This window comes from Kineococcus rhizosphaerae (assembly GCF_003002055.1).
In the GTDB taxonomy this organism is placed as follows: Bacteria; Actinomycetota; Actinomycetes; order Actinomycetales; family Kineococcaceae; genus Kineococcus; species Kineococcus rhizosphaerae.
The window spans coordinates 154,119-179,914 of record NZ_PVZF01000011.1; the positions used below are offsets into that span (position 1 = coordinate 154,119).

A 25,796-nucleotide genomic window follows, 5' to 3' on the forward strand; every position below is an offset into this window, starting at 1 on the left:
ACGTCTGCGCACTCCGGGGTTCGCACGCTCCACCGCCGGCCCGGGTCGTGCGATCGCCCCTCGGCGTCCCCGGGTGCAACCTCGTGCGGCGGCTGGTGCGTATCAACCGGTGAGGAAGGGAGGGACCGTGGAGGCGCACCCCGGTGAGCAGGACTTCGACGACTTCGCCACGTCCGCCATGCCGCGGCTGCGCGTGCTGGCCTACGCCTGGTGCGGCGACTGGCACCACAGCGACGACGTCGTCCAGGACACGATGGAACGCCTCTACGCCGCCTGGCCCCGGGTGCGCCGCCGTGGCGAGCAGTACGCCTACGCCCGCACCACCCTCGTCCGCCGCCTCATCTCCGAGAACCGTCGCGCGTGGCGACGCCACGAGACCGCGACCTTGGACCAGGCCGGCGACGAGGCGACGAGCACCCACCCGCGAGCCGAGGACAACGCCGAGGACAGCAGCCAACGGCTGGACGTCCTGCAGCTCCTGCGCCACCTGCCGGCTCGGCAGCGAGCCGTGGCCGTGCTGCGCTTCGTCGAGGACCTGCCCGTCAGCGACGTCGCCGACCTGTTGCACTGCAGCGAAGGCACCGTCAAGAGCCAGGCCCACCACGCGCGTCGACTGCTGCAGCAGCACCTCGTCCAGGAGCACTCCGCGACTTCCGCCGAACCCGTACCGACGCCCGCGCCCACGACCCGGCCCACCTCGAGGGGAGCCCGCTCATGACCCACGACCCGCACTCCGACGTCGACGTGTCCGCGCGCCTGCGGTCAGCCCTGCGGGAACGCCCCGCCCCGGCGCCGACGTGGGACCTGGCGGCGCTCAAGGCGCGAGGTCGCCGCCGGCGCCGCCGTGCCCAGCTCCTGCCCGTCGCGCTCGGCCTGGCCGTCGTGGCCGGCGCGGCGGCGCCCACGGTCGTGGGCGGCTCGCCCTGGCCGTGGGAGGCCACCCGGACGACGGTGGCTGCCGCGACGCGGGTGGCGACCCCTGAGGAGGTCGTCCGCCACTACATGGACGCCCGGATCGCGGGCGACAACGCCGGCGCCTTCCACGACTACTGGGCCGAGGAACCGGACACCGGTGTCGAGGCGATGATCCAGTGGACCGCGCAGGAGCTGCCCGCCAAGGACGTCACCATCGGCCAGGCGCAGCCGGACCCCACCGCGCTCACCGCGCACCGGTTGTGGCGCCAGGTGGTGGCGGTGCCGCTGTCCTACCAGTGGGACTACGGACCGGGGCTGCGGTCGGGCAAGTTCCCCTTCAGCGGGTCCGTCGTGCTCGTCCGCGACAGCGACACCGACCCGTGGCGGATCTGGTACTCCGACCAGTCCCCGGACTTCCGCAGCAAGTGACGACCCCAGAACCTCGACCCGAGCGGTGACACCCTGTCCGACGTCCGGGTCGTGGCGCGCTGCGCGTGCTCCCGGTCCTGGCGACCGCGGCCAGACCTGACCACCTCACCCCGCACTGGACGCCGCTGTCACGCCGCCCCCAGCGCCCGAGTGCTCCAGTTCGAACAGTCCACGACCTGCAGGCCGGCACCGGTGAGCACGACCAACGCCTTGCCCGCGTCCACCACGGCCACGTCACGCGGACGCTCGCACGGTCGCTCCTCGAGAACGACCGCGTCGTCGTCGAACCGGACCAGCGACGCCCGTCCCGCCCAGGTCTCGTGGATCGTCACCCAGGTCCCGGTCACCGGATCGTGCGCCAGGGGGCGCAGGTGGTCGCCCACCTCCACCCGATCACGGCCGTCGGGATCGAGGATGCGCAAGAACCCGTTGTCCTCGATGGCCAGGTGCTCCCCGTCGGTGGCCGCGAACCAGACCGGCCCCAGCCCCGTCGCGATCCGGGGCGCCACGGGGTCCAAGCACCGATCCAGCAGACGGCACCAGCCGCCGCCCACCGCCAGCGACAGATCCTCGGTCAACGCGATCACCCGCAGAACCCCCCGCAGGGACCTCACCTCCTCCCCGGTGACCGCGTCCAGGACCCGGGTGGGGCCACGGTCGCAGCTGACAGCGACACGGCCTCCCGCCAAGGCGGTCAAGACCTGCACGTTCGTGCGGCTGCGGTCCTGCCACAACCGCTCACCGCTCAGGTCGTAACCGCACACGCCCTGACGCGTGTACGCCCCGGCGACCACCACCGGCCGCTCACCCGGAACCAGCGCCACCCGGGATCCATCGTCGTGGACCGTCTCGAACGTGGCGCAGCGCGCAGCCCGTTCTCGCGACCACACGTGCACGACCCGCTCGAACTCCGCGGTGACCAGCAGGTCCTCCTCCCACGGCGGCGCGGCGACCTGACGCAGGTCGCTCACCGGCGAACACCCCCTGCGAACACGTCGACGACCATGCCCGGGAGTCTGACCGACACCTCCGACAGCAGCGTCCCGACGGGGTTCGGCACGGCGGGCCCCGTGACCCGGCGCCGAGTTCTCAGCTCGCTCGTCAGCGGCGGTGCCGACCGCGGTGCGACGGCCACCGCCACGACGGCCCGCGGCCCGTTTCCCACCGGGTCCGCACCTGGACCTCCGCCCGCTCGCGGAGGTCCGCCCGGAAGCGTTCCTCCACCTCGGGGTGGAGCCGTGCCTGGAGGCGGCGCAGCAGCACCCAGCCCGTCAGCACCAGCGCGCACGCCGCACCGCCACCGGACATCAGCACCAGCGCCACCGAGTCGTCACCGGAACCGGCGCGGCGGGCGACCCGGGGGTTCGCGGTGTCGTACTGCACCTGCAACCGGTCCCCCGCCCGGGGGAGGGGATCGGTGCAGCTCAGGTAGGCCCGCCGACCGAGCACCTCGACCTCGATGCTGCCCCACTTCGGGTGCGCGCAGTCGTCCACCAGGAGGACGGGAGCGGTGGTGTACGCACCCCGCTGGGCGTACGTGCGCTCCTCGTCCCAGGACGCCCAGCCGTAGACGGTTCCCAGGACCACCCACAGCGCCAGCCAGGCCACCAGTCCCGGGCGCTCCAGGAGGGCCGGCAGACGTCGTCGGGCGAGTGACCACCCGCGGGGCCGGTCCCCGGGCCGACCGTCGGGACCGCTCACCGGCATCTCGGGTCCCGCCCCGTCCCGGTTCGAGCGTGCACCGTCCCAGGCTAGGAGGGGGCCGGGTGCTGCACGGCACGTCTGCGCACCAGAGCACCCGGGCGGCCGATCAGGAGAACCACCCGATCGTGGACCGAGTGGCACCCGGCCCGCCGCCCTGGAACCGTCGTCCCGTGAGCGCGACCCCGACCGCGCAGGAGTGCGTCTTCTGCGCCATCGCCCGGCACGACGCCGAGGCCAGCACGGTGTTCGAGGACGACACCGTCGTGGCCTTCATGGACCGCTACCCCGTCACCCCCGGGCACCTCCTGGTCGTGCCGCGCCACCACGCGGTGGGCCTGGAGGACCTGGACGACGCCACGGGGATCCGCGTCTGGGCGGTGGCTCACGACCTGGCCCGCACCCTGCGCCGCTCCACGTTCCGCCCGGAGGGGATCAACTTCTTCCTCTGCGACGGCGAGGTCGCCTTCCAGACGGTGTTCCACCTCCACCTGCACGTCCTGCCCCGCTGCACCGGGGACGGCTGGACCGTCGAGAACCTCCCCGGGACGCTGGACCGGGACAGGCGACACCTGGACGAGGACGCGCGCGAGATCAGGACCGCCGCCGCTCGACGCGCGGGCGAGGGTCCGGCCGGTACCCGTGGGTGATCGGGTCGTGAGGTTCCTGGCCCCCGGGTGGCTGGTCCCCCTGGACTCCGGCCTGTGGGCGGTGGACCGCTACCAACCCGTGGCCGCGGTCCTCGACCTCCGCGACGGGACCGTCCGGAACGTGGTGTCGTGGTCCGCGCAGCCACCCCCCGCGGCGGTGCGGTACTCCTCCACGGTGGTGCTGGACGACGGGACGTCGCTGTGGGTCCAGCAGGAGAGCGGCGGGCCCGTCGTGCGGGTCGGCGAGGAGGGGATCGCCGCCAGCGGGCTGGTCGACGACTCTGACGATCCGACGGCGAAGCAGTCGCTCCAGGTGTGCAGGCCGGGTTTCGCGTGGTGCTCGGGCAGCGCCGACGAGTACGAGGTCGTACCCCGCGGAGCACCTCCCAGCGAGCCACCCCGGCACGGCCGGCTGCAACGGGTGGACTCCGACGGCCGGGTCCACACCGTCGAACTGGACCGGGGAGTCCGAGAACTCCTCGACACCCCGCAGGGTCTCCTAGTCGCCGCCGTGGGGGACGACGTGCACCGGCGTCCCCGCTGGGACGGGGACCGGGACAAGGTGGCCCACGGCACCCGGCACTTCCTGCTGCCGTGGCAGGAGACACCACCACCGTTCCTCGGCGACCGGTACGCCCTGCCCGCGGACTTCCACCCGCCCCCGCGGACACCGCACCCGACCCTGCCGTCCCAGGACGTCGCCGGGTACGGCCCCGTCGCCGCCGGTGGTGGGCTGGAGTGGTTCGCAGGACCCGGCCGGAGAGCGCCCGACGACGATCCGGCGTTCGCCCGGCCGGTCCTCAGCGCCCGCGGACCCGACGGGACGACGGTGGCCTCGTGGGACCTCGGTGGTGGCTGGATCGACGCCGTCACCGCCCACGGCACCCGGCTGACCGTCGCCCTGGCCCACCGCCCGACGGGGTGGAGGTCCCACGTCGTGCACCACCCCGTGGAGGTCTTCACCCTGGACGCCGCCGACGGTTCCCGGACCGACGTGCTGGCCGCTGACGCGGTGGACGTCAGCGAGGGGTGCTGGCCCCTGCAGCCGCCGCCGGTGGACGCCCGGTCCTACGCCTGGGAGGTGCTGAGGAGCGCCCAGCGCGGTGCCGGGCAGCTGGAACGGGTGGGGGCACGTGAGGTGCGGTACCGCCTCGACGGTTCGTGGCCGCAGACGGTCCTGGAACTCACGTGCACCGTGTCCGGACGGCCGGGTGTCGTTCTGCGGCAACGGACACCGCTCTTCGACGAGCTGGGTCGCGCCATCGGCTCGCAGTACGCCGCCGCGCACCTCGTGGACCGGCTGGCCTCGCACTGGCAACCCCGGCCGGGAGTGGCCGACGGTTTCCTCGACCTGTGAGCCGGACGGTGCCGTCGACGTGGCAGGGCCCGGGGTTTCCGCGGACGAAACCGGTGCGCCGGGATTTCTGGGGTTCTCGTCCGTCCGGGTCCGGGATCGACGGCCGTCGAACGCCGGGAACCCCCGCGGTCGCCGACGCGAACCGGGGGACCTCACCCCAGGCCGACCGCCACGCGGTCTCTCACCATCACCTCCACCGACGCCCGCGGCGGACGTCCGCTCATCACCGTCACGTCGAAGTCCGCAGCACCGTCGGCGGCTGCGGGCGAGCGGTACGACCACGTCAACCGCGTCACCCCCCGCTGGTGCTGGACCCCCACCCCGGTCGAACCCACCAGCACCGTCATCCAGTCACCGCAGGCGGGGTCGCGCCCGATGTCCGCCGACGCCCGCGCCACCCCCGGCCACGGCACCCCGTAGCCGGCCTGCAGCCACAGGAACGTCAGCCCACGGCGCCGGGCTTCGACGAAGGTCGTCTCCGGGTCCCACTCCACACCGGGCGGGAGGTGGAACACGTACACCGCCGCGCTCTCCCCGCGGCCCAGCTCAGCGCGCGGGACCAGTTCCCGGGAACCCTGGCGGGCGAAGCACCGGCGGAAACCGGCTGCCTCCAGGCTGGGCAGGGTGGGTGGGGCGAAACCCAGCCACTCCCGCGCCGCGTCCTCGCTCACCGGCTCGAAGTGCCCCAGCCGGCCCCGTTCCCGCGGCCCACGGGTGGGGCGTCCCCGTGGTGGCAGCAGCGAGTCCAGCGCCGCCGCGACCGGTGACGGGAGCGGCAGGTCGAGGAGGGGTCGCGACCAGTCGTGGTCTTCGCCGTCAGGACTCACCCGCTCACCGTGCCAGCACGTGCCCGCACCGAGGAAGGCACCTCGTCACCCGACCCCGACGTCAGATCGAGACCTGACCCGCCGTCGACCGTCGCGCTCGACGATCGTGGTGACGGCGGGGTTCGATCGGTAGCCCGGGCACTGTCGCGACCCCGTGCTCGGCTGCGCGGGTGCACACCGTCGCCGTCGGCATCCTCGTCCAGGACCAGCGCGTGCTCCTGGGGCTGCGCAGCGCGGGCCGCCGCGCCTTCCCGGGCCGGTGGGCCCTGCCCGGGGGCCACGTCGAACCCGGCGAGTCCGAGACCGGGGCCCTGCGCCGGGAGCTGCGCGAGGAACTGGGCATCGACGTCCTGGAGTGCGACGGCGAACCCACCTCGCGACTGCACGTGACCTCCGGCGCGCCCGGCACCGAGGTGCGCCTGAGCGCCTGGCGGGTACGAGCCTGGGACGGACGTCCCGGCAACGTCAGTCCCCACGAGCACGACCGTCTCGCCTGGTTCACGCTCGGGGAGTTCGACCAGCTGCGGTGGGCGCACCCCGAGCACCGTGAGGTGCTGAGGGAGCTGCTCGACCCGACCAGCCCGTGAGACGCCCCGGGGGGTCTGCCCGGCTCCACGGTCGTCCCACGGGTCCACCGGCTCACCCCTGCCGCCTCCGGTCGGACTCGGCCACGGTCCGCGCGGGAACAGGTCCTAGTCTTCGGGCACGCACCCCCGACGACGAGGACGTGACCCGACCGTGGACCACCTGACCTTCCCCTCCGACGCGGACGGTCTCGTCCTGCACGGCTACCACTGGCCGGCGCCCGGACCCCGCGCCACCGTGCAGGTCGTGCACGGCCTCAGCGAGCACGCGCCGCGCTACGACCGGCTGGCCCGGGCGCTGGTGGCGGCGGGGTACGACGTGTGGGCGCACGACCACCGCGGTCACGGCGCCTCGGTGGACGAGCGGACCCCGCACGTCAGCTTCGGCGTCGGCGGGTGGGACGGTCTCGTCGCAGACGTGACGCAGTTCTCCGCCCTCGTCGAGGCCGAGCGTCCCGGCCTGCCGCACTTCCTCGTCGCGCACTCCATGGGCTCGTTCGCGACGCAGGTCACCCTGCTGGACCACTCCCGGCGCTACGACGGCGTGGTGCTCAGCGGGTCCACGACCATCGACGTGTTCGCCGCTGGCCTGCCGGCGCCGCAGGAGGGGCAGGGCGGTGACCTGTCGGCCTTCAACGCCGGTTTCGAGCCCCGCACCGGCTACGAGTGGCTCTCGCGCGACGCGGCGGAGGTGGACGCCTACGTCGCGGACCCGTTGTGCGGGCAGGAGACCGCGCCGGAGGTGATGGGGGCGCTGTTCTCCTCCCCGCGGGTCGGTGACCCGCGGGAACTGGCGGGGATCGACCCGGGCCTGCCGCTGCTCGTGGTCAGCGGTGGGGACGACCCGCTGGCCGGTGGCGGGGAACTGATCGAGCTGCTGGGCCGGCGGTACCGGGAGGCGGGGGTCCGCGACGTGGAGGTCGAGGTGTACCCCGGGGCCCGGCACGAGGTCTTCAACGAGACCAACCGCGACGAGGTGACCCGCCGGGTCGTGGACTGGCTCGACGCGCGCTCGGCGGCGCCGCGCGAGCGGGGCTGAGGGCTGAGGGGGCGACGTCAGGGCGCGCCGGGCCGCTCGTGCTCGTCCTGCTCCTCCAGCACGGCGAGCAGGTGCGCCAGCACCGAGACCACCTCGGGCAGCAGCGCCTGCTCCCGCCCGCTCAGCCGGGCCGTCGCGGAGGCCACCGTCGTCGCGCTGGCCCGGTCGTAGCGGGTCAGCAGCGACGTCGCGGCCCGGGTGGCCCGCACGTCCACCCCGCGCAGGTCACCGACGGCGGGGGTCCGCTCGGTCAGGCCGGCCGCCCCCGTGGCGCGCAGCAGGTTGCTGACCGTGGACCGCGCCAGGTGCAGCGTCCCGGCGAGCTGGCTGGGGGTCGAGGGGCCGCGGGCGGCCAGGACGCGCAGCAGCTCGACCTGGGCCTCGGGCAGGTCCGGCAGGTCGGCCAGCTCCCGGCTGCGGCGCAACACCTTGCGGCGCAGCGGGCCCAGCAGGACCGACAGGTCGGCGGCGGGGCCGGGGGCGGTGTCGTCGGGCACGTCCTCATCCTGCCCGGTGAGGGGTCTTGACCTCCAACTGGTTTTGCACTCAAAATCATGCGGTGATGACGCCGGAACTCCAGGACCCCGCTCCCCCGCAGAACCTCGACGGGCTGGTCGGGCACCGCTTCGTCTACACCTACGCCAACGGCTGGCGGTACGAGATGTACGTCAAGAACTCACGCACCATCGACTACCGCATCCACTCCGGCATGGTCGGCGGACGCTGGGTCAAGGACCAGCACGTCGACCTCGTCCAGCTCGACGAGGACAGCTACAAGGTCTCCTGGACCGAGCCGACCGGCACCTGCGTCGTGGTGAACGTCATGCCCGGGCGGCGCCGCCTGCACGGCACGATCTTCTTCCCGCGTTGGGTCGAGGAGGACGGTTCCAGGACCGTCCTGTTCCAGAACGACCACCTGCCGCTGATGCAGCAGTACCGCGACGCCGGCCCCACCTACCCGATCCACGTCGTCCCCGAGTTCGCCCGGATCACGTTCTTCGAGCACGTCGGCACCGACGACGAGGACGTCGTCTCCACCGCCCCGGGCGACCTGCCCGCCTCCTTCGTCGACCAGGAGAACTGACCGTGGAACCCTCGCCCGAACCCGGACCGCAGGACGACCTGCGCGCGCCGGACCACACCCACCGCGTCAGCACGTCCGACGGGCTGACGCTCGTCGTCCACGCCTGGGACGGTTCCGGTGCGGCCGCGCACCCGGTCGTGCTGCACCACGGGTTCAGCGCCAGCGCCTTCGTCGAGTGGCCGCGCACGGGCCTGCTGCAGGCCCTGCTCGCCGCCGGACGTCGCGTCCTGGCGGTGGACGCCCGGGGGCACGGGGCGTCGGACAAACCCCACGACGCGGCGCGCTACGGCGAGGTCCGGATGGCCGCCGACGTCGTCGAGGTGCTCGACGCCCTCGACCTGGGCGTGATCGACCTGGTCGGGTACTCGATGGGCTCGGTCGTCTCGCTCCTGGTCGCCTCCACGCACCCCGACCGCGTCCACCGCCTCGCCGTCGGCGGGGTCGGCGCCGGGATCGTGGAACTCGGCGGGGTCGACACCCGCGCCCTGTCCTCCGCCGAACTCGCGCGGGCCCTGCGTGCGCCGGACCCCTCGGCGATCACCGACCCGCTGGTCCGCGGTTTCCGCGAGTTCGCCGAGGCGACCGGCAACGACCTGCTGGCCCTGGCCGCCCAGGCCGACGCCGTGCACGCCGCACCCCTGGCCCTGGACCGCATCAGCGCCCCGACGCTGGTGGTGGCCGGGGACGCCGACCCGCTGGCCGAACGTCCCGAGGTGCTCGCCGCCGCCGTCCCGCGGGCCCGGTTGCAACGGGTGCACGGCGACCACGCGGAGGCGCTGTCCGACCCGGGGTTCGCCCACGCGATCGCGGAGTTCCTGGCTCCCTGAGCCGACGGCCGGTGCCCGTGGTGCGGGCACCGGCCCGACGCCAGCGGGTGCCGACCCCGTCCGCCGAGGCGACGATGGGCCGGTGCCGCTCCTGCCGTCCCCGCCGACCGAGCGCGACGCCGTCCGCGCCTGGGTCGCCACCCACCTCGGGCACCTGACCTGCGAGCCGCCGGGGGAACCGGTGCCGGTCTCGGCCGTGCGCGGCGGCCAGCGCGCCGCCGATGCCGCGCTCGCGACGCTGGACCTGGCCGGGTACGCCGCCCGTCGCAACGAGGTCCTCCCGGTCGGGCGCCGGGGCGCGACGCGGTTGTCCCCCTACGTCCGCCACGGCCTGCTGCCCCTGCCCACCGTCTGGGCCGCGGCCGCCGACGCGCCGGCCCGGGACCGCGCGAAGTTCCGCGACGAACTGCTGTGGCAGGAGTACGCCCGTCACCTCTACGCCCGCCTCGGCCACCGCACGGCCGAGGCGCTGCGCTTCGAGGCTCCCGTCCCGCGGCAGGCCTGGCCGCGCGAACCCTGGCCGGCGGACATGGCGTGCGTCGCGGCGACCACCGCCGAACTGCACGAGGACGGCTGGCTGGTGAACCAGACCCGCATGTGGCTGGCGTCGCAGTGGTCGGTGCGCGCCGGGGCGGACTGGCGCGAGGGTGCGCAGGAGATGTACCGCCACCTGCTCGACGGTTCGCAGGCCGCCAACCGTCTCGGCTGGCAGTGGGCCGTCGGGACCGGGACGGGCAAGGTCTACGGCTTCAGCCGCTGGCAGGTCGAGAAGCGCGCCCCCGGGTTGTGCCGGGGGTGCGCCCTGCAGCGGGCCTGCCCCGTGCAGGAGTGGCCGGACACCGACGCCGGACCCCGCGCCGACGTCCCGGCGGAGCTGACGGGTGGGCCCACCGACGCCGCGGGCCCGCGGGAACCGGAGGTCGCGGGAGAACCCGACGCCGTCTGGCTGACGGCGGAATCCCTCGGGGACACCGACCCGGCCCTGCTCGCGCACCCGGACCTGCCCACCGTCTTCGTGTTCGACGAACCGCTGCTGGCGCACCTGCGGTTGTCCGGCAAACGGCTCGTGTTCCTGGCCGAGACCCTGGCCGAACTGGGGTGCGACGTGCACCTCGGTGATCCCGTGGCGGAACTGTCCGGGCGCCGGCTGGCCGTCACCCACGCCCCCGTCCCCGGTTTCGCCCGCCGCGCCGCGCAGCTGGACGTCGTCGCCCGCCACCCGTGGCCGTGGTTGCGCCGGCCCGGTCAGGGGTCCCTGCGCTCGTTCAGCGCGTGGGTGCGCTCGGCGGGGTGAGGACCAGGCACCCGTCGTGGCCGCCGAACCCGAAGCTGTTGGACAGCACCGGGCCCGGCACCTAGGCGGTCGGCTTCGTCACGACGTCGACGTCGAGGTCGTCGTCGAGGTTCTCGTGCCCGACGGTGGGCGGGGTGGTCGCCGGTCCGCGCGCCCCGGTGCACGCGCAGCACGGCCGCGGGTGCGTCCGGCGCCGACACGGGCACGGTGGAGGGGACCCGAGCCGCTCAGGCGCCCGCCGAGACGTTGACCATCCAGTCGACGCCGAACCGGTCGGTGAGCGCCCCGTACAGGTCGCCCCACACCTGCTTCTCCAGCGGGGTCGTGACTTTCCCGCCCTCGGCGAGGCCGGTGAAGAACCGCTCCCCCTCGGCGGAGTCGTCCCCGAACAGGCACAGCGCGACGTTGCCGCCGCCCGCCGCGGACATCCCGGGCATGGCGTCGGAGACCATGAGCGTCAGGCCCGCGGGGGTGTCGAGCTGGCCGTGCATGACGCCGTCGGGGTCGACGCCCTCACCGCCGCCGTAGTCGGCGAAGGTCATGACGCTCGCCTCCCCGCCGAGGACGGAGCGGTAGAACTCCAGGGCCTCGCGGGCGGTGCCGGCGAGGCAGACGTACGGGCTGAGGCGGGTGCTCACGGGAACCTCCAGGAGACGGGCGGGCCGCCCTGCGCGACCCCACCCCTGCGACCCGCACCGCGCGCCGAACTCATCGGCGCGCGGGTCCGGTGGCGGGAGGTCGGGAGGGTGCCCCGCGTCGTGCGGGTGGGCACGATCGATACGGCCGTCCCGCGACACCCCGATCCCCCGGCGGCCCACCACGGCGTGTCGGCGGACGACGGCATCGATCCTGCACGCCTCACCCGGCACGGACTTCCTCCGGCAGGCCGGGGACCCCCGGGTGGTCGACCGGGCCACTCCCACCGACCCCCGACCGACTCCGTCACCGGGGCGGCTGACCACCTCGGTGACGGCAGGTCGTCCAGGACGCAGGAACGGCGTGCGGAACCCGGGCACCACCGTGCTCCCCGGCGACCGCGCGGTCACGGCGATCTCGGTGCGGAGTCGTCCTCGGGAACTGCCCGATCGCTGTCGCGCAGGATCTTCAGCTGCCGTCGTCGAAGTCCTGGCTGTCGCGGAGCTGCTTCACCAGCGGGCCGAAGGTGGCCGGGTCCGGGCGCAGGACGGCACCGGTGCTGGAGAACACCAGGTCGCAGCGGCCGGTGACGTCCACGAGCAGGTAGGTGTACTCCCGCAGGTAGCGCTCAGTGGGCGTGCTGTCGGGGTTGTGCTCGTAGTCCGGGGTGGTGAGCAGGTCGATCTGCGCCTGCTGCCCGGGCTCGGGAAGGCAGTCGGGCTGGCCGTCCACATGGGCGGCGTCGTCCACTGCCTCCTGCAAGCGGGCGAGCAGACCCGGGTCGTGGGTCTGACCCGTCCACGCGTTCGTGGTGTCCGTGATCGTCGCGCCCGCCACGGGATTGGTGCTGGCGCGGGCCGGCGCCTGTCGTTCCCCGGACCGGGGCTGGATGGTGAGACTGTCCAGCAGGTCGTGGACCTGCGCCTCGTCACCGGCGAGCTGCACCCGCACCCCGCGCGAGGGGACACTGACGGTGGCGCTGCTGTCGTTGCCGTGGACGATGTCGTCGAGGTAGACGGGCACCCCGTCGATGAGATCGAGCCCTGAGGTGGTCCCCGATCCTCCAGTCCACTGCCGCACCGCCCACGGCACCACCAGGGCGCCAGGACCGTCCTGGGCGAGGTCGCAGTCCGGCCCCAGGCTCGCGGTCGATGCGCCCACCACGGTGATCGCGCCGGGAGCCACGCACGCCGCCTGCGCTGAGCCGGTCCTCACCTCGTAGCCCTGCGCGGTGACCTGGACACCGTTGACGCCGCGATCGGTGGCCTCGATGCCCGGCGGCTGCCACTGCTCTTCCGGGGCGGGTTCGACCGTGGTTGCCGGCGTCACCGGCCGGACACGAACGGCACCTCCCCCACCGGAACCAGTCGCCACGAGCGCGGCGGCGGTGCAGGCAGCGACCAAGCCCGTGGTGGCGATGGCTGCCGTGCGCCGGCGTGCGTGCTGGCGGCGCCGGGCGGCGTGCAGGACCGCGTCGGGGTCCAGACGCCTCGGCGGGGTCGGCACGGCGTCGCTCAGCAACCGCTGGAGGTCCTGGTTCATCGCGCACTCCCCTGAAGACGAAGCCCGTGCAAGGCGGGGTGACGGCGCAGCGTGGCCAGCGCCTTGGAAGTCTGGTTCTTCACCGTGCCCACGGAGCAGTCCAGGGCAGCGGCGGTGTCGACCTCGGTGAGGTCCTCGTAGAAGCGCAAGGCGATGACCGCCCGCTGACGCGGGGGCAGTGCCCGCACCGCGGTGAGCAGGACGTGGTGGACCTCTGGCCCCAGGCCGGCGGGCACGGGTAGTTCGGGCAGGTCGGCGGTGGGGATCTCCCCGCGCCAGCGCCGGCGGCGCCAGTCGAGCGCCTGGTTCACCATGACCCGGCGGACGTAGGCGACAGCGCCTTCACGCCCGTTCGAGCCCTCGGTGCCGCCGATGCGCCGCCAGTGCGGCCAAGCCCGCACCAGCGCGGTCTGCACCAGGTCCTCGGCAGTGGCCCAGTCCCCCGTCAGCAGCCACGCCGTACCCAGCAGCGTCTGCTGCCTCCTGCTCACGAACAGCCGGAAGTCCTCCGCTGCATCCATCTGGGCCTCCTCGGTGCCTCACCCGCTACAACCGGCTGGACCCTGCAGAAGGTTGTCCCGCGCTTCTCGGAGCCGCTCTGGACCGCACGGTCGTCCCGCCGTCCGCGCGCTCGACGACCTCACGCTCCCACCGAAGACCACGAGATCACGGATCACGTGCTGCGGGGGTAGCCACCCTCACGGATCGTCGGCAGGCTCACCCAGTGCCCTTCGCCGGTGAGCCCCCAGCCGACAGCACCGACACCTTCGCCCTGGCCGTCGACTACCTCGACTGGTACGGCGAGGTCCTGCTGCGCCGGCTCGACGGCCTGAGCCCTCACCAGCAGACCACCCCGGCCGTGCCCTCGGGCTGGTCCGCGCTCGGCCTGGTCAAGCACTCGGCGTCCGTGCGGCGGTACTGGGTGCGGCACGTCTTCGCCGGCGAGGACGTCGACTTCTCCTGGCCCGGTACCGCCGAGCAGGAGTGGCAGATCACCACCGACGACACCCCGGCACGCATCCGCGACTACTACCGGACCGAGCACGAACACTCCCTGTGCGTCCTGCGCCGCACGGCCCCGGACGTGGTCTCGGCGCGCGGCTACGGCGACACCGACGTCCGGCCGACCCTGGCCTGGGTCGCGCTGCACCTGCTGCAGGAGTCCGCCCGCCACAGCGGCCACCTCGACATCAGCCGCGAACTCACCGACGGATCCACCCACCTGGACCCGTGACGCCGGTCCCGCTGCGGACGTCGGCACCCGTCCGCGGCAGCCGCGCACCCGCTGATGGCGCGCTGCGGGCCACGACGCGCTCGTGGCACCCTGCGAGCGAGGTGGTGGCGACAGCGCCCCGTGCTTCGCGGCCCGGCGAGCGGCAGGACGACGAGGATCAATCGTCGGGCGGTTGCAGCACGCACAGCTCGTTGCCGTCCGGATCGGCCAGGACGTGCCAACGCCACCCCTGCTCGACGACAACCTCAGACGTCAGGCGGACGCCGCCTGCGGCTTCGATCCGGGCCACCTCCGCCTCCAGGTCGCTGGTCCGCAGGTCCAGGTGCATCCGGTTCTTCCCGCCTTTGGGGTCTCCCGTGCGTTGCAGCAACAGCTCCACCCCGTCTCCGCTGGAGGGGACCAGGCTCAGGTAGGGCCCTCCTCCGTACTCGTCACGCCGGTACCCGAGGACCGCCGTCCAGAAGGCCGCGGCGCGGTCGAGGTCGCTGGTGTCCAAGACCGCCACGAGCTCTCCGCGGGAGTATCGCTGCACGTGACGATCCTGGCACCGGGCGAGCGACACCCGCCCGCTCCTGCGCTGCGGTGGACGTCGTGGCGCGTCCAGCGCAGACCGCACGACGGTCGAACGCAGTCAGAACGCTTCCTCGTCGGCCACGCCGTCTCGCGCGACGGTGGCCGGAGCCCCAGCTGGACCACCGGGGCAGTGCATCCGAGCCACCACCGCACCAGGCACGTCCTCGGCACCGGGACGGGTCCGCGCCCACTCCGCTCTGACCTCGCGGACCCGCTCGTCGAGCGGTCGCTCCTCGCCGGCCGCACCCACCACCACAGCAGAGGGCACCCACTGCGCCTGAGCCCACACGGCCACCTCGTCGCGCGACCCGGTGAACAGGTCGCGGCGCTCGCCCCGCGTCACCTCACCCACCCACCTGCCTCCCGTTTCACGAAAGACCCTCACCGTCGCTGGTCGAGGCGACGGCGGAACGTCGGCAGCGGAGTGCTTCTCGCGATGCGCCACCACGCGACACTGGTAGCTCCAGCAGGCCTCGGCCAGTGACCACCGGATCTCGCGGGACCGGGTGACGTCGTGGTCGTGGCGCCGTCCACGCGCGGGACGACTTCGCGCTCATCTCGACGACAGTCGTGTCCCACCATCTGTGTCGCCACGTGGAGTGCGCCGTGGGTGTCTGCTCAGAGCCGCCCCGGCGACGTCCTGAGGACACCCACCCCTCGTTCCACGACCCCGCGCTCAGGTCCGCCCTCGTCGGCGGTGACACCTCCGACGACGACGAGGAGTTCAGCGCGACCAGTTCAGCGGGTGGACCTCGCGCCACCGCCGGGACCCGAGGATCCCGCCCGCGGTCCTGGCGCGACGACCCGACGCCTGCGCCGTAGGTTCGGGAGGTGGACGACCGGAGCGGGCAGCCCGAGACCTCCTGGCCCGACGAGGAGGGGACGGAGGAGCTGGGCGGGCGGGGTCCACTGGTGTGGGTGCCGTGGTCGCTCGTCGCGAGCGCCGTCGTCAGCGCGGTGGTCCTGGCCGAGGTGTTCCGGCGTTTCCTGACCGGTCTCGCGGACACGGTCTACTTCGGCAGCTACGTCTCGGAGGAGACGCTGCACAGCCGGATGGACTTCACGTTCTCCGTGCGGTTCCGCCTGCTGTGGGCGACGGTGCCGGTGCCGGAGGTCCTGCTGGCCTCCTCGCTGGTGCTGGTGGCGCTGGCGGGCCTGGTCGCGGCGGGGCGGCCCGGTTGGCTCGTCCCCTCCCGCTGGGCCGGCCGGGTCGCGGCGGGGGCGGCGCTGCTGACGGCGGTGGAGAGCGTGCTGTGCCTGGTGATGCTGTTCGACCTGACCGACGAACCGCCCAGCGAGCCGTTCGGGAACCTGCAGATGACCTACCTGTTGCCGAACACCGGCGGGTTCCCGCAGATCGCCCCCGTCCTGGCGCTGCTGGTGGTGACCGCGGTGGTGCCGGTGTCCGCGGCCCTCGTGCTGTGGCGGGTGCGGGACCGGCGACCCGACACCGGTCGCACAGCCGACACCGGTCGCACCGCCGGTCCGGTCCCGGCGGACTCGACGCCGACCGGTTCCCGGAGCGGGGAGCTCCCCGGGGCGACGGACGAGACGGTCCCCCGGACGGCCCCCGACGCGGCCCACGAGGAGGCGTTCGACGCGCCCCACGACCGGGCGAGCGGAGGGGCACCGGTCGCCCCGGCCCGCGCGGTGCCCACGCTCTCGGCCGCCCAGCTCGAGGCGTACCGCCGCCCTCCGGTGTGAGGCGCAGCGACGCTGAGTCGGGAGGACAGGTCGAGGTCGCCGACCACCTCGACGCCTGACCTCGGGCACGAAACCACGTCGCTGTCACGGCGCACCCGGGGTGCGGCGACGGGCGCCGGCGCCGTCATGACACGCCGATGACCGAGTCCCCCCGCGGCAGCCGTCACACTGCCTGAACAGCGAGGACCGCATGAGGACGGCGCTCGCCATCTTCAGGCCGCTGCAAGCGGTCGACCTCCTCGAACCCGGCCGAGGCCAAGTGGTCAGCCATCTCGTCCACCGGCCACCGGTACGCCGTCGTGACCTTGTGCTCGAACGGCTCACGCACCAGACCGTCGAAGAAGCCCAGCACCAGCACCCCACCCGTCACCAGGAGCCGGCGGATGCTGACCAGAGCACCGTCCAGCTGCCCAGGCTCGACGTGGATGAGGGAGTACCACGCGAGCACCCCAGCCACGGAGGCGTCTGCACGCGCGATGTCGTTCAGCGATCCCACCTCGAAGGCCGCCCCCGGGTGGGTCCGGCGGGCGTGGGCGACGAACTCCGGTACCACGTCGATGCCCACCACCTCGCACCCGCCGGCGTGCAGGTGACCCGTCAGATGTCCTGGTCCGCAGCCCAGGTCCAGGACCAGACCGGACAGGTGTTGCAGGTGCCGATCGATGAGCCGCACGTCATCGGGGTGCACGACGTCCATCGAGCCCAGCAGGTCGATGTACTGCTGCGCGAGTGAGGAGTAGGCATCCTGGACGGCACGGGAGTTCATCGCACGCACGCTAGCCAGGAGAGACCGACGAGACCTCGACGGTCGAACCACCCGACCTGACGAGACCGCGCGGTCATCCCTCGCAGTCTCGCCGAAGCTGCCGCTCGGTCGTAGGGCCGTGCGTCCGGGCCCCTGCCCTCCCCGGCCGCGGATAGCGTGATCACGTGGACCACCGCCTGCGCGTGCGCACCCCCGCCGACGTCGACGTCGTCATCGGCTGGGTCCCGGACGCCGAGGCGCTGTACCGGTTCGCGGGGCCCGGCCTGACCTGGCCCGTGACCGCTGAGCAGGTGCACGAGTCCACGGCCGCCGCGGGCAGCAGTGCCTGGGTCCTGGAGGTGGACGGCCGGACGACCGGTCACGCGCAGTTGACGCGCTCCGGCGACGCGGTGCGGTTGAGCAGGGTCCTCGTCGACCCGGCCCGGCGCGGCCAGGGACACGGGCGGCGGCTGCTCGTCGCGGTGATCGAGCAGGCCCGCCGGGACGGCGGACGCCGGCTCGACCTGAACGTCGTGGTCGGCAACGGCACCGCGCACCACCTCTACACCGCGCTGGGGTTCGCACCGGTTGCGGCGCAACCGGTTCCCGACATGATCGCGATGTCCAAGGACCTCGGCTGACCGATCCACCGTTCAGCGGGTCCGGTCGACGCGGTCGACGAAGTCGCCGACGACGGCGGCGAAGGCGGCGGGCGCCTCCTGCGCGACCAGGTGCCCGACGTCCGGGACCGTGACCGCGGTGACGTCACCGGCGACCTGGCGCAGCGTCCGCTCTGTGAAGGGTGCGTTGACGCCGTCGACGGCGAGCACGGGGACGGTCAGCGGCCGCGCCCCGGCCAGGGCTCGCACCCGGTCGCCGCCGGTCAGGGAGGAGCGGTAGATCCCCTCGGTGCCGCGCCAGCCGCCCGGGCGCGCGTAGGTGCGGGTGAACTCGCCGAGGTCGGCCGCGGTGATCGCGTCCGGCACCGTCGTCATCACCGAGAACGCCCACTCGAGCAGCGTCCGCTCGCGGCCGGCGAGGAACAGCTCGGGGATCCCGGGGGCGGCCAGGAACCCCACGTGCCAGGAACCACCGTTCGTCACGTCGGCCAGCAGTTCCCAGCCGTACCCGGGCAGGGTGGTCTCGACGCCGGTGACGCTGAGGACGTCGCCGGGGTGGGTGGCGGCGAACACGACGACCGGTGTGCCGCCGACGTCCTGGCCGGTGACGTGGACCGGCCCGACGTCGAGGTGGGCGACCAGCTGGTGCAGGTCCTCGGCCACGGTGTCGACGTCGTGACCGCCTCCGTCGTCGGAGCCGGTGCTGGAGTCGCCGAAGCCGCGCAGGTCGACGGCGAACACGCGGTGGGTGGCGGCGAGCAGCGGGACGACGTCGCGGAAGGCCCACCAGGACTCCGGCCACCCGTGCACGAGCAGGACCGGGGAGCCACTGTCGCCCGCCGAGACGTAGTGCAGCGTGGTGCCGTTGACCTCGGCGGTGTGGTGCGTGACGCCCGGGACGGTGAGCGGGGAGGGAGCGGGCACGGGTGACTCCTCAGATGGACAACTAGGTTGACGACAATGGTGGTCAACCTGGTTGTCGACGTCAAGGGGGGACCTAGACTCCGGCCGTGTCCCCGCGATCCGGCGCCGACCTGGCCCTGCTGCTCCTGGGCAGCTACCGCAACCTGGTGGACGAGGTGGTCCGGGAACTGGCGAACCGCGGGTACCCCGACGCCCGGCCGTCGCACGAGTACGCGATCCGGGCCATCCGGGCCGGCGCCGACAGCGCCTCGGACCTGGCCCGCCGGCTCGCCGTCACCAAGCAGGCCGCGGCGAAGACGATCGCCGCGCTCGTCGAGCGCGGGTACGTCACGACCGAGACCGACCCCACCGACGTCCGCCGCAAGACCGTCCGGCTCACCGACCGCGGGACCGGACTGATCACCGAGGGGACGGCGATCTTCGACGAGGTGCGGGCACGCTGGGAAGCACGCCTGGGCGCGACTGAACTCGCGACGCTGGAGGCGCAGCTCGCGCAGTTCGTCGGCGAGTCCCCCGTCGACCTCGACGCCCCGGGCTGGGCGGCGGACCGGGACGGGCGGTAGCGGCGGCGGCAGGACGCAGGGCCCGCCCGATTCAGGGGCGGTGGGTCAGGGTCCGCAGCGCCTCGCCGACGGCCCCGAGGTGGGCGCGCATGGCCTCGGCCGCGGCGTCGTAGTCGCGCGTCGCGATCGCCTCGACGATCGCGGCGTGCTCGACGTCGGAGCGGTGGCGGCGGTCGGGCAGCAGGTTCAGCGCCTGCGACTGGGCCGTGGAGGCCTCGCGGACGGCGGCGAGGACGGACTCCAGGACGCGGTTGCGCGAGGACTGCGCGATGAGGCCGTGCAGCCGGCCGTCGAGGACGGCCCACTCCTGCGGGTCCGGTTCGCCCGTCATGGTCTCGATGAGCCCGCGCAGCTCGGCCAGCTCGGAGTCGGTGTGGCGCACGGCGGCCCAGCCGGCGGCGGGGACCTCGACGAGCGGGCGCGCCTCCAGCAGCTCGGAGGCGGCGAAGGAGCCGAAGACGGGGTCGGGCTCGACCTTGTCCTTGACCACGAAGGACCCCAGGCCCGTGCGGGGTTCGGTCAGGCCCAGGGCGTGGCAGGAGCGCAGCGCCTCGCGGACCACCGAGCGCGAGACGCCGTGCCGTTCGGCCAGGGCCGCTTCGGAGGGCAACCGGGTGCCCACGGGCAGTTCCCCGCCGAGGATGGCGTCGCGCAGGTCGGCGAAGACGGCCTCGGCCGCGCCGACGCGGGCCACGGCCGGGGGTCGTTCCGCCCAGGTGCTCACGCGGTCCATGGTCGCACCCGGCCGGCACTTGACGCGGCGACGAACGGTCCCCCATCCTCGCTGTACCTGTCAGACAGCCGGACAGGTCCACGCGAAGGGACCCGATGTCGTGACCCCCTCCCCCACCCGGCTCGAGCACGACCTGCTCGGCGAACGGGACGTGCCCGCCGACGCCTACTGGGGCGTCCACACCCTGCGGGCCGTCGAGAACTTCCCCATCACCGGCCGCACCATCGGCCAGGACCCGCACCTCGTGCGGGCGCTCGCCGACGTCAAGCGGGCCGCCACCGAGGCCAACGCCGACCTCGGCGTCCTGGACCGCGAACGCGCCGACGCGATCGTCGCCGCGTGCCGGGAGATCGCCGGCGGCGCCCTGCACGAGCAGTTCGTCGTCGACGTCGTCCAGGGCGGTGCCGGGACCTCGACGAACATGAACGCCAACGAGGTCATCGCCAACCGCGCCCTGGAGATCCTGGGCCGCGGACGCGGCGACTACGCGTTCCTGCACCCCAACACCCACGTCAACGCCTCGCAGTCGACGAACGACGTCTACCCCACGGCCGTGAACATCGCGACGCGCCGCTGGATCTTCGCGCTCGTGGCCGAGCTCGAACGGCTGCGCGACGCGTTCGCCGCCAAGGCCGTCGAGTTCCGCGACGTCGTGAAGATGGGCCGCACGCAGTTGCAGGACGCCGTCCCCATGACGCTGGGCCAGGAGTTCGCGACCTACGCCGTCATGCTCACCGAGGACGTCGACCGGCTGCGCGAGTCCGCGGACCTGCTGCTGGAGGTCAACCTCGGGGCCACGGCCGTCGGGACGGGTCTGAACGCCCCCGTCGGGTACGCCGCCCTGGCGGTGGCGAAGCTGGCGGAGATCACCGGGTACCCGCTCGTCAGTTCCCCCGACCTCGTCGAGGCCACCCAGGACGTCGGGCAGTTCGTGCACCTGTCCGGGGTGCTGAAGCGCGTCGCGGTGAAGCTGTCGAAGGTCTGCAACGACCTGCGGCTGCTGTCCTCCGGGCCGCGCGCCGGGCTCGGTGAGATCAAACTCCCGCCCGTGCAGGCGGGGTCCTCGATCATGCCCGGCAAGGTGAACCCGGTCATCCCCGAGGTCGTCAACCAGGTCGCGTTCCAGATCGTCGGCAACGACGTCACCATCTCCATGGCGGCCGAGGCCGGGCAGCTGCAGCTCAACGCCTTCGAACCCGTCATCGCCCAGCGCCTCACCGAGGGCGCCCGCAACCTCACCCACGCCGTCGCCGTCCTCACCGACCGCTGCGTCGTGGGCATCACGACCGACCGCGCGCTGCTGCGCGCCCGCGTCGAGAACTCCATCGGCCTGGCGACCGCGCTGAACCCGCGGATCGGCTACGAGGCCGCCACCCGCATCGCCCTGGAGGCCGCGCACACCGGCGCCTCCGTCGCCGACCTCGTGCTCGCGTCCGGCCTGCTCGCCCCGGAAGAACTGGAAGAACTGCTCCGCCCCGAGAACCTCACCTCCCTGCCGTCCTCCCAGGAGAACCCCCGATGACCGACGTCACCGCGCGCACCCAGGCCGCGCCCCCGGAAGCGCAGTACCGCAAGGAACTCCGCCCGCGGCAGATCCAGATGATCGCCATCGGCGGCGCCATCGGGACGGGCCTGTTCATGGGCGCCGGCGGCCGCCTGGCCGGCGCCGGGCCCGCCCTCGTCGGCGTCTACGCCGTGTGCGGGTTCTTCGGGTTCCTCATCCTGCGCGCCCTCGGGGAACTCGTCGTGCACCGCCCGACGTCCGGTTCCTTCGTCTCCTACGCCCGGGAGTTCTACGGCGAGAGGACCGCGTTCGTCGCGGGCTGGCTGTACTGGCTGAACTGGGCGACGACGGCCGTCGTCGACGTCACCGCCGTCGCGCTCTACATGAACTTCTTCGGCCGGTACTCCGCGTTCGTCGCCGGGGTGCCGCAGTGGGTGTGGGCGCTGGCCGCGATCGTCGTCGTCCTCGGCCTGAACCTGCTGTCGGTGAAGGTGTTCGGGGAGCTGGAGTTCTGGTTCGCGCTGCTGAAGGTCCTCACCATCGGCGCGTTCCTGATCGTCGGGCTGTACTTCGCGCTCTTCGGCGAACCCATCGACGGGCAGCGCCCCGGGTTCGGGCTGATCGCCGCCCACGGCGGGTGGCTGCCCAACGGCCTGCTGCCGGCCGTCGTCGTCATCCAGGGCGTCGTGTTCGCGTACGCGTCGATCGAGCTCGTCGGCACCACCGCCGGTGAGGTCGCCGAACCGCAGAAGGTCATCCCCCGCGCCATCAACACCGTCATCGTCCGGATCGTCGTGTTCTACGTCGGGTCCGTGCTGCTGCTGGCGATGCTGCTGCCCTACGACGCCTACCAGAAGGGCGTCTCACCGTTCGTGACGTTCTTCTCCCACGTCGGCGTCGACGGCGTGGACGCGTTCGTGAACCTCGTCGTGCTCACCGCGGCGCTGTCCTCGCTGAACGCGGGCCTGTACTCCACCGGCCGCATCCTGCACTCGATGGCCTCCACCGGCTCGGCGCCCGCGTTCGCGGGCCGGGTCAACCGCAACGGCGTCCCCTACGGCGGGATCGCGCTGACCGTCGCCGTCGCCCTGCTCGGCGTCGTGCTCAACGCCCTCGTGCCCGCCGACGCGTTCGAGATCGTCCTGAACATCGCCGCCATCGGCATCGTCAGCGCGTGGGGCGTCATCGTCCTGTGCCAGCTGAAGCTGTGGTCGTGGGCGAAGGCGGGCCGGATCGAACGCCCGGCGTTCCGGATGCCGCTGGCGCCGTGGAGCGGCGTCGCGACCCTCGTGTTCCTCGTCGCCGTGCTCGTGCTCATGGCGTTCGACCACCCCGTGGGAACCTGGACCATCGCCTCGCTCGTGGTCATCGTCCCCCTGCTGGCGCTCGGGTGGCGCGCGGCGAAGCCGCGTGTGGAAGCGTTGGCCGCACGCACCGACCAGGACTGAGGAGCACATGACGACCCCGTTGACCCCACCGCTCGTGGTGGTGGTGACCACCGGCGGAACCATCGCCAGCACCGTGGACGCCGACGGGGTCAGTGCTCCGACGCTGGCCGGGGACACCCTCGTCGGCCCGGCCGCCGCCGAGGTCGGGGTGCGCGTGCGGGTCGTCGAACCGCTGCGGGTGGACTCCTCGACGCTGACGCTGGCCGACGCGTGGAGGGTCGTGTCGTCCGTCCACGAGGCGCTGGCCTCCCCGGACGTCGCGGGCGTGGTCGTGCTGCACGGCACGGACTCCCTGGAGGAGACCGCGTACCTGCTCGACCTGCACCACGACGACCCGCGGGCCGTCGTGCTCACCGGCTCGCAGCGGACGTCGGACCACCCCGAACCCGACGCTCCGGCGAACGTCCGGCTCGCCCTGTCCACCGCGACGACCCGGTCCGGGGTGCTCGTGGCGTTCGGCGGGGCCGTCCTGCCCGCGGCGGGCGTCGCCAAGCAGCACACCACCGCCCTCGATGCGTTCGCCTGCCCCGACCCGCTGCCCCGCGCGGTGCTGCCCGCGGCCACCGGCGACTGGCCGCGGGTCGACGTCGTCGCGGGGTACCCCGGGATGGACGGGGCGCTGCTCGACGCGTGCGTCGCGGCCGGGGCACGCGGGATCGTGCTGCAGGGCCTGGGGTCGGGGAACGCGACGGCCGCCGTGGTCGCCGCCGTCGCGCGCGCCGTCGCGGCCGGGGTCGCGGTGGTCCTCACGACCCGCGTCGCCGCGGGCCCGGTCGCCGTGACCTACGGGGACGGCGGCGGCGGGGCCGACCTGGCCGCCGCGGGCGCGGTCCCCGCCGGACGGCTGAAGGCCGGGCAGGCGCGGGTCCTGCTCGCAGCGCTGCTGCGGGCCGGGGCCACGGACCTCCCCGCGCAGTTCGCCGCCCGCGGGTAGACCATGCTGGTCCCGTGACCGCCGACGCCGCCCGTTCCGCCGTCGTGCGCCAGGGGTTGTCCGTAGCGGCGTCGACCGGTCTGTACGGCGTGAGCTTCGGCGCGCTGAGCACCACCAGCGGGCTGAGCCTGTGGCAGACGTGCGTTCTGTCGCTGCTGCTGTTCAGCGGCGGTTCGCAGTTCGCGCTCATCGGCGTCCTCGGCGGCGGCGGCACCGCCGGTGCGGCCGTCGCCGCGTCCTCGCTGCTCGGGGTCCGCAACGCGCTGTACGGGTTGCAGCTCGGGCCGGTCATGCGCCCGCGCGGGTGGCGGCGCGTCGTCGTCCCGCAACTGACCATCGACGAGTCCACCGCCGTCGCCGTCTCGCAGTCCACCCCGCCGCTGCGCCGGCTGGGTTTCTGGGTGACCGGGCTCGGGGTGTACGGGTTCTGGAACCTCGCGACCCTCGTGGGGGCGCTCGCCGGGAACGCGCTCGGGGACCCGAAGCGCTACGGCCTCGACGCCGCGGCGGCCGCCTCGTTCATCGCCCTGCTGTGGCCGCGGTTGCGCGCTCGCGAACCCGTCGCGATCGCCGTCGTCGGGGCGCTCGTGACGACGCTGCTCGTCCCCGTGATCCCGCAGGGTCTGCCCGTCGTCGCCGCCGCCGTCGTGGGGTCCGTCGTCGCGTGGTGCTGGAAGTGAGCTTCTGGGTCGCGGTGCTCGCCGCGGGGGTCGTCTCGTTCCTCCTGAAGTTCGCCGGCTACGTCGTGCCCGCGGAACGGCTGGAGGAACCCCGGGTGCGGCGCGTGACGGCGATGCTGCCCGCCGCGCTGCTCGCCTCCCTCGTGGTGCTGCAGACGTTCTCGACCGGGCGCGACCTCGTGCTCGACGCGCGCGCGGCGGGGCTGGTCGTCGCCGTCGTCGCGCTGGTGTGCCGGGCGCCGTTCATCGTCGTCGTGGTCCTCGCGGCCGCGACGGCGGCGGGGTTGCGGGCGCTGGGCTGGGGGTGATCCGGCGGTCGCCCATCGACGCCGGGGGCGCGCCCCAGCACACTGTGCCCGTGGAACCTCAGGAGTTCGGCGCGGCCGTGCGCCGGTTGCGGGAGGGCACCGACCCCGCGGCCGTCGGGTTGCGCCAGGCGGGCACCCGCCGCGTGCGCGGGTTGCGGCGCGAGGAGCTCGGCGACCTCGCGGGCCTGTCCGCCGACTACGTCCGGCGGCTGGAGCAGGGCCGCAGCCACCCCTCGGCTGGGGTCGTCGACGCGATCGCGCGGGCCCTGCGGATCGGCCGGGCCGACTACGTGCGGCTGTCCGCCCTCGCCGGGTACGCCGCCGCGGACGGTCAGGTCCCCGACGAGATCGGGCCGGGGGCGACGCGGCTGCTGGAACGGTTCGGCGACACCCCGATGTTCGTCTCCGACGCGGCGATGAACCTCGTCGCCGTCAACGGCGCCTTCCTCGCCCTCGAGCACTGGGAACCCACCGGAGACCTGTGGGAGTGGAACATCGCCTGGCGGACGTTCTGCTCGCCGTTCGCCGCGTTCACCCAGTCCCCGGCGGACGCGACCGACCACCAGGCGATCCTCGCGGCGCAGCTGCAGGCCGCGCAGCTGCGCTACCCCACCGACCGCTCCCTCGCCGCCCTCGTGGACGCGCTGCGCAGCGGCAGCCGCGTCTTCGACGCGTTGTGGCGCGCGCCGCGACCGGTGGCGGCCTACGAGAGCGCCGCGACGTTCACGCAGTCCGACGGCGGGTCCGTGACGCTCGTGGGGAACCTGCTGGCCATCCCCGGCGACGACCTGACGGCGTTGATGCTCACCGCGGCGCCGGGGTCGACCGACGCGGCCCGGCTCGCGGACGTCGTCGGGTCGGTCGGCGGGCCGGCCGTCGTGAAGGTGGGCCGATCCGGCCCAGGATGAGTCCGCCCGGACCTGGGAACGTCGGTGACGTCG

General features: G+C 73.7%; 30 protein-coding genes. 19 read left to right on the plus strand and 11 right to left on the minus strand.

Features of this window, described 5'->3' with window-relative positions; genetic code table 11:
- The first annotated feature begins 127 nt into the window (after window positions 1-127).
- Together CLV37_RS20225 and CLV37_RS20230 are read left to right on the plus strand one after the other, a co-directional pair.
- The gene (locus CLV37_RS20225; protein ID WP_106213800.1) at window positions 128-718 is read left to right on the plus strand and encodes an RNA polymerase sigma factor; all 591 of its coding nucleotides are present in this window, start codon (window positions 128-130) and stop codon (window positions 716-718) included.
- Entirely contained in the window at window positions 715-1,344 is a 630-nt protein-coding gene (locus CLV37_RS20230) for a hypothetical protein (protein ID WP_106213802.1), read from the plus strand. The genes CLV37_RS20225 and CLV37_RS20230 overlap by 4 nt, the downstream gene beginning before the upstream one ends.
- Window positions 1,345-1,472: 128 nt before the next feature.
- On the opposite strand, the gene CLV37_RS20235 is transcribed toward CLV37_RS20230, so the two are convergent.
- Both CLV37_RS20235 and CLV37_RS20240 read right to left on the minus strand, forming a co-directional pair.
- Window positions 1,473-2,315: a hypothetical protein gene (locus CLV37_RS20235; RefSeq protein WP_106213804.1), complete on the minus strand. Its 843-nt coding sequence runs from the start codon at window positions 2,313-2,315 to the stop codon at window positions 1,473-1,475.
- 130 nt (window positions 2,316-2,445) lie between these two features.
- Entirely contained in the window at window positions 2,446-3,045 is a 600-nt protein-coding gene (locus tag CLV37_RS20240) for a hypothetical protein (protein WP_146149513.1), read from the minus strand.
- Window positions 3,046-3,218: 173 nt separating this feature from the next.
- On the opposite strand from CLV37_RS20240, the gene CLV37_RS20245 reads away from it, so the two are divergent.
- Together CLV37_RS20245 and CLV37_RS20250 are read left to right on the plus strand one after the other, a co-directional pair.
- Entirely contained in the window at window positions 3,219-3,695 is a 477-nt protein-coding gene (locus tag CLV37_RS20245; protein ID WP_106213808.1) for an HIT family protein, read from the plus strand.
- 7 nt (window positions 3,696-3,702) lie between these two features.
- Window positions 3,703-5,052 carry a hypothetical protein gene (locus tag CLV37_RS20250; RefSeq protein ID WP_106213810.1) on the plus strand — a complete coding sequence of 450 codons (1,350 nt, stop codon included), beginning with the start codon at window positions 3,703-3,705 and terminating at the stop codon, window positions 5,050-5,052.
- A gap of 152 nt (window positions 5,053-5,204) precedes the next feature.
- On the opposite strand, the gene CLV37_RS20255 is transcribed toward CLV37_RS20250, so the two are convergent.
- The gene (locus CLV37_RS20255; RefSeq protein ID WP_106213812.1) at window positions 5,205-5,879 is read right to left on the minus strand and encodes a hypothetical protein; all 675 of its coding nucleotides are present in this window, start codon (window positions 5,877-5,879) and stop codon (window positions 5,205-5,207) included.
- 170 nt (window positions 5,880-6,049) lie between these two features.
- On the opposite strand from CLV37_RS20255, the gene CLV37_RS20260 reads away from it, so the two are divergent.
- Window positions 6,050-6,466, plus strand: coding sequence for an NUDIX domain-containing protein (locus CLV37_RS20260; protein ID WP_170127392.1), 417 nt, complete (start codon window positions 6,050-6,052; stop codon window positions 6,464-6,466).
- Window positions 6,467-6,617: 151 nt separating this feature from the next.
- A complete protein-coding gene (locus CLV37_RS20265; protein WP_106213816.1) occupies window positions 6,618-7,502 on the plus strand; it encodes an alpha/beta fold hydrolase in 885 nt (294 codons plus the stop codon).
- 17 nt (window positions 7,503-7,519) lie between these two features.
- Here CLV37_RS20265 and CLV37_RS20270 read toward each other — a convergent pair whose 3' ends face one another.
- A complete protein-coding gene (locus CLV37_RS20270; protein ID WP_211298812.1) occupies window positions 7,520-7,999 on the minus strand; it encodes a MarR family winged helix-turn-helix transcriptional regulator in 480 nt (159 codons plus the stop codon).
- 65 nt (window positions 8,000-8,064) lie between these two features.
- On the opposite strand from CLV37_RS20270, the gene CLV37_RS20275 reads away from it, so the two are divergent.
- From CLV37_RS20275 to CLV37_RS20285, 3 genes are all read left to right on the plus strand, one after another.
- The gene (locus CLV37_RS20275) at window positions 8,065-8,586 is read left to right on the plus strand and encodes a phenolic acid decarboxylase (RefSeq protein ID WP_106213924.1); all 522 of its coding nucleotides are present in this window, start codon (window positions 8,065-8,067) and stop codon (window positions 8,584-8,586) included.
- Window positions 8,587-8,588: 2 nt separating this feature from the next.
- Entirely contained in the window at window positions 8,589-9,413 is an 825-nt protein-coding gene (locus tag CLV37_RS20280; protein WP_106213818.1) for an alpha/beta fold hydrolase, read from the plus strand.
- An 82-nt stretch (window positions 9,414-9,495) separates the two neighbouring features.
- Complete coding sequence (locus CLV37_RS20285) at window positions 9,496-10,707, plus strand: FAD-binding domain-containing protein (RefSeq protein ID WP_170127393.1); 1,212 nt, start codon at window positions 9,496-9,498, stop codon at window positions 10,705-10,707.
- Window positions 10,708-10,934: 227 nt separating this feature from the next.
- Here the strand turns inward: CLV37_RS20285 and CLV37_RS20290 are convergent, their stop codons facing one another.
- The 3 genes from CLV37_RS20290 to CLV37_RS20300 all read right to left on the minus strand — a co-directional run bounded on the left by CLV37_RS20290 (window position 10,935) and on the right by CLV37_RS20300 (window position 13,406).
- The gene (locus CLV37_RS20290) at window positions 10,935-11,345 is read right to left on the minus strand and encodes a VOC family protein (protein WP_106213820.1); all 411 of its coding nucleotides are present in this window, start codon (window positions 11,343-11,345) and stop codon (window positions 10,935-10,937) included.
- Between the two features lie 466 nt (window positions 11,346-11,811).
- Window positions 11,812-12,885, minus strand: coding sequence for a hypothetical protein (locus CLV37_RS20295; RefSeq protein WP_106213822.1), 1,074 nt, complete (start codon window positions 12,883-12,885; stop codon window positions 11,812-11,814).
- Window positions 12,882-13,406 (minus strand): SigE family RNA polymerase sigma factor, encoded by a 525-nt coding sequence (locus tag CLV37_RS20300; protein ID WP_106213824.1) that lies wholly within the window; start codon window positions 13,404-13,406, stop codon window positions 12,882-12,884. Before CLV37_RS20300 ends, CLV37_RS20295 begins: the two co-directional genes overlap by 4 nt.
- A gap of 203 nt (window positions 13,407-13,609) precedes the next feature.
- Here CLV37_RS20300 and CLV37_RS20305 point away from each other — a divergent pair, with 203 nt between their 5' ends.
- Window positions 13,610-14,119, plus strand: coding sequence for a DinB family protein (locus tag CLV37_RS20305; protein ID WP_170127394.1), 510 nt, complete (start codon window positions 13,610-13,612; stop codon window positions 14,117-14,119).
- A 157-nt stretch (window positions 14,120-14,276) separates the two neighbouring features.
- Here the strand turns inward: CLV37_RS20305 and CLV37_RS20310 are convergent, their stop codons facing one another.
- A complete protein-coding gene (locus tag CLV37_RS20310; protein WP_342762290.1) occupies window positions 14,277-14,735 on the minus strand; it encodes a VOC family protein in 459 nt (152 codons plus the stop codon).
- A 788-nt stretch (window positions 14,736-15,523) separates the two neighbouring features.
- Here CLV37_RS20310 and CLV37_RS20320 point away from each other — a divergent pair.
- Window positions 15,524-16,396 (plus strand): hypothetical protein, encoded by an 873-nt coding sequence (locus tag CLV37_RS20320; RefSeq protein ID WP_106213830.1) that lies wholly within the window; start codon window positions 15,524-15,526, stop codon window positions 16,394-16,396.
- Between the two features lie 163 nt (window positions 16,397-16,559).
- Here the strand turns inward: CLV37_RS20320 and CLV37_RS20325 are convergent, their stop codons facing one another.
- Complete coding sequence (locus CLV37_RS20325; RefSeq protein ID WP_106213931.1) at window positions 16,560-17,162, minus strand: class I SAM-dependent methyltransferase; 603 nt, start codon at window positions 17,160-17,162, stop codon at window positions 16,560-16,562.
- Window positions 17,163-17,326: 164 nt separating this feature from the next.
- Between CLV37_RS20325 and CLV37_RS20330 the strand changes: the two genes are divergently transcribed.
- A complete protein-coding gene (locus CLV37_RS20330) occupies window positions 17,327-17,782 on the plus strand; it encodes a GNAT family N-acetyltransferase (protein ID WP_106213832.1) in 456 nt (151 codons plus the stop codon).
- A gap of 12 nt (window positions 17,783-17,794) precedes the next feature.
- On the opposite strand, the gene CLV37_RS20335 is transcribed toward CLV37_RS20330, so the two are convergent.
- A complete protein-coding gene (locus tag CLV37_RS20335) occupies window positions 17,795-18,685 on the minus strand; it encodes an alpha/beta fold hydrolase (RefSeq protein ID WP_106213834.1) in 891 nt (296 codons plus the stop codon).
- An 86-nt stretch (window positions 18,686-18,771) separates the two neighbouring features.
- On the opposite strand from CLV37_RS20335, the gene CLV37_RS20340 reads away from it, so the two are divergent.
- A complete protein-coding gene (locus CLV37_RS20340; RefSeq protein ID WP_106213836.1) occupies window positions 18,772-19,248 on the plus strand; it encodes a MarR family winged helix-turn-helix transcriptional regulator in 477 nt (158 codons plus the stop codon).
- 31 nt (window positions 19,249-19,279) lie between these two features.
- On the opposite strand, the gene CLV37_RS20345 is transcribed toward CLV37_RS20340, so the two are convergent.
- Window positions 19,280-19,981 carry a FadR/GntR family transcriptional regulator gene (locus CLV37_RS20345; protein WP_106213838.1) on the minus strand — a complete coding sequence of 234 codons (702 nt, stop codon included), beginning with the start codon at window positions 19,979-19,981 and terminating at the stop codon, window positions 19,280-19,282.
- A 100-nt stretch (window positions 19,982-20,081) separates the two neighbouring features.
- Between CLV37_RS20345 and aspA the strand changes: the two genes are divergently transcribed.
- Genes aspA through CLV37_RS20375 form a run of 6 tightly spaced genes read left to right on the plus strand, consistent with a single transcriptional unit; the run spans window position 20,082 to window position 25,763 of the window.
- Window positions 20,082-21,503, plus strand: a complete 1,422-nt coding sequence (gene aspA, locus CLV37_RS20350) for an aspartate ammonia-lyase (RefSeq protein WP_245885501.1) — start codon at window positions 20,082-20,084, stop codon at window positions 21,501-21,503.
- Window positions 21,500-22,933 (plus strand): amino acid permease, encoded by a 1,434-nt coding sequence (locus CLV37_RS20355; RefSeq protein WP_106213840.1) that lies wholly within the window; start codon window positions 21,500-21,502, stop codon window positions 22,931-22,933. Before aspA ends, CLV37_RS20355 begins: the two co-directional genes overlap by 4 nt.
- A 7-nt stretch (window positions 22,934-22,940) precedes the next feature.
- Window positions 22,941-23,867, plus strand: coding sequence for an asparaginase domain-containing protein (locus tag CLV37_RS20360; RefSeq protein WP_106213842.1), 927 nt, complete (start codon window positions 22,941-22,943; stop codon window positions 23,865-23,867).
- A 14-nt stretch (window positions 23,868-23,881) separates the two neighbouring features.
- Window positions 23,882-24,547 (plus strand): AzlC family ABC transporter permease, encoded by a 666-nt coding sequence (locus CLV37_RS20365; RefSeq protein ID WP_106213844.1) that lies wholly within the window; start codon window positions 23,882-23,884, stop codon window positions 24,545-24,547.
- Window positions 24,544-24,855 carry an AzlD domain-containing protein gene (locus tag CLV37_RS20370; protein ID WP_106213847.1) on the plus strand — a complete coding sequence of 104 codons (312 nt, stop codon included), beginning with the start codon at window positions 24,544-24,546 and terminating at the stop codon, window positions 24,853-24,855. The genes CLV37_RS20365 and CLV37_RS20370 overlap by 4 nt, the downstream gene beginning before the upstream one ends.
- A 50-nt stretch (window positions 24,856-24,905) precedes the next feature.
- A complete protein-coding gene (locus tag CLV37_RS20375) occupies window positions 24,906-25,763 on the plus strand; it encodes a helix-turn-helix domain-containing protein (protein ID WP_106213850.1) in 858 nt (285 codons plus the stop codon).
- The last annotated feature ends 33 nt before the right edge of the window (window positions 25,764-25,796 follow it).